1 protein-coding gene and 2 pseudogenes are annotated in these 1,960 nt (G+C 70.5%); all 3 read right to left on the bottom strand.

Translation table 11 applies throughout. The features are described 5' to 3' along the window. A pseudogene (locus VF697_RS32510) lies at positions 1–756 on the bottom strand (cell envelope biogenesis protein OmpA); the annotation flags it as partial. A 205-nt stretch (positions 757–961) separates the two neighbouring features. Beyond that, entirely contained in the window at positions 962–1,516 is a 555-nt protein-coding gene (locus VF697_RS32505) for a mannan-binding protein (protein ID WP_331101053.1), read from the bottom strand. Between the two features lie 181 nt (positions 1,517–1,697). After that, positions 1,698–1,960 (bottom strand): annotated as a pseudogene (locus VF697_RS32500) (arylsulfatase); the annotation flags it as partial.

Here is a 1,960-nt window from a genome sequence, read left to right as displayed (position 1 = left end):
CGCGTACAGCCACTCGGTGCCCGTGCGCAGGGTGAGCAGCCGCGCCTCGGTGCGCACGTGGACGCCCAGGTTGGCCACCAGGCGCACGCCGCCGCTCGAGGCCCATTCGCCCAGCACCTGGGGCTGCGCGGCCACGCCCGCGCCACCGCGGAAGGCCCTGCCCCCGGCGGTGGGCAGCAGCACGGGGACGGCGACTCCCAGGTACAGCCGGCCCGTGGAGACGAGCCGGACCTTGGGCACCATCCGGAGGTCCCCCAGGCCGGCGCCCGTCACCCCTTCCGCGAAGGAGGGGAGCGCGGAGACGCCCCGCGCGGAGGCCTGATACGTGAGCGGCAGGGCCACTCCCAGCTCGAAGCGCTCGCAGTAGGACACGGAGCCCATCAGGTCCAGCGTCAGCTGGGAGGACACCACCTGGTAGACGAAGTCCTTCTGGCGCGCATCGAAGAAGCCCAACGGGTTGCTGGCGTAGCTGAGCGAGGCACCGAGGTGCCAGCCCTGGCCCACCCGGGCGCCGTGCACGCCGAGGATGTCCGTGGCCCCCGGGCCGGGCTTGTAGCGCTGCAAGTCGATGGCCTGGGACACCGTGGGCGGGTCGAGGGACTGGGCCCCTGCCCTCGGAGCGGCGAGCATCGCCAGGGCCACCAGTGCGGCGGCGAGGGTGCTCCCTCGAGCGGTGGGGCGCGGGCGCCGCGAGCCCATCAGGGGCACGGCGAGCAGCGCCCCCCATTGCCACCCCGATACGTCACGTCCCGGCATGTCTTGGCCCCTCTGTCTCGTGATGGACAATGCCTGGAGGGGGAGTTGAAGTCCATGCACCCCGTGGCGTGGCGGGAAAGGGCGTGAAAAGACCGCCTGTCCGCTCCCCGTGCCTGTCCTGAAACAGGAAGGGGGGCCTCCTCCGGGATTGGAAGAAGCCCCCCTCCTGACTGCTAGCGACTCAGCGACTCACGCGGGCTTGGGCTCAGCCGCAGGAGGGCGTGAGGCAACCGCAGACGGGCCCGCCACCCGCGGGCGGCGTGTTCGTCCACTGCCCGTTCCAAGTGGCCTTGGCGGTGGTGCAGACGGAGGGGCAGCGCTTGTCCGCGTCCTGCTGGTTGGCGATGGGGCTCGTCTTCACGTCCGCGGCCTTCATCTGGTAGCAGCCGCAGACGGGCCCGGCGCCGGAGGGCGGCGTGTTCGTCCACTGCCCGTTCCAGACGTTGTTGGCACCCTTGCAGACGGAGGGGCAGCGCTTGTCCGCATCCTGCTGGTTGGCGATGGGGGTCGTCTTCACGTCCTTCGACTTGACGACGCAGCCGCAGACGGGCCCGGCGCCGGAGGGCGGCGTGTTCGTCCACTGCCCGTTCCACTTGTCGTAGCCCGCCGTCGTACAAATGGACGGGCAGCGCTTGTTGGCATCCTGCTGGTTGGCGATGGGCGACGTCTTCGCGTCACACGAAGGCGCATCCGCCGCATGCGCCGCACCCATGGACACGAACATCATCACCGCCGTCATCACGCTCATCATCCACTTCATGGTTCCCTCTCCTTTGGGTTGGGGAATGCGTGGACAGTAAAGAGAGCGCGTCGGGGGGGCTGTGATCGCCTTCACCCGAGAGGTGTCAGGAGCGTTATAGCCAAGGCGAGCACCGCGTGGCGCAGGCCCAGGCCGCGAGCGGAACCACCCGAAGGGGAGCGGGCTCGCCAGGGGGCCCGCCTCAGCGAGCGCGTGGGCGCTCCCGGGCGAGCTGCTCTCTCAACCGAGCGACCACCTCGGGATGCTCGGCGGCGACGTCCCGCCGCTCGGCCGGATCGGTGGTGACGTCGTACAGCTCCACCCTCACTCCCCGGGGCGTGGGCAGCTCCAGCAGCTTCCAGCGCCCCAGATACAGCCCCCGGTGTTTCGCGGCCTGGACCGAGGCCTCCCACTCCGGCTTCAGGACGATGTCCCCCGTGGGAGGTTCCACCGTCGCGGTCTCGT

The organism is Archangium sp., from assembly GCF_036388035.1.
Taxonomy (GTDB): domain Bacteria; phylum Myxococcota; class Myxococcia; order Myxococcales; family Myxococcaceae; genus Archangium.
Note: the sequence above shows the minus strand (reverse complement) of the source record. Positions and strands in the feature narration are given on the sequence as shown.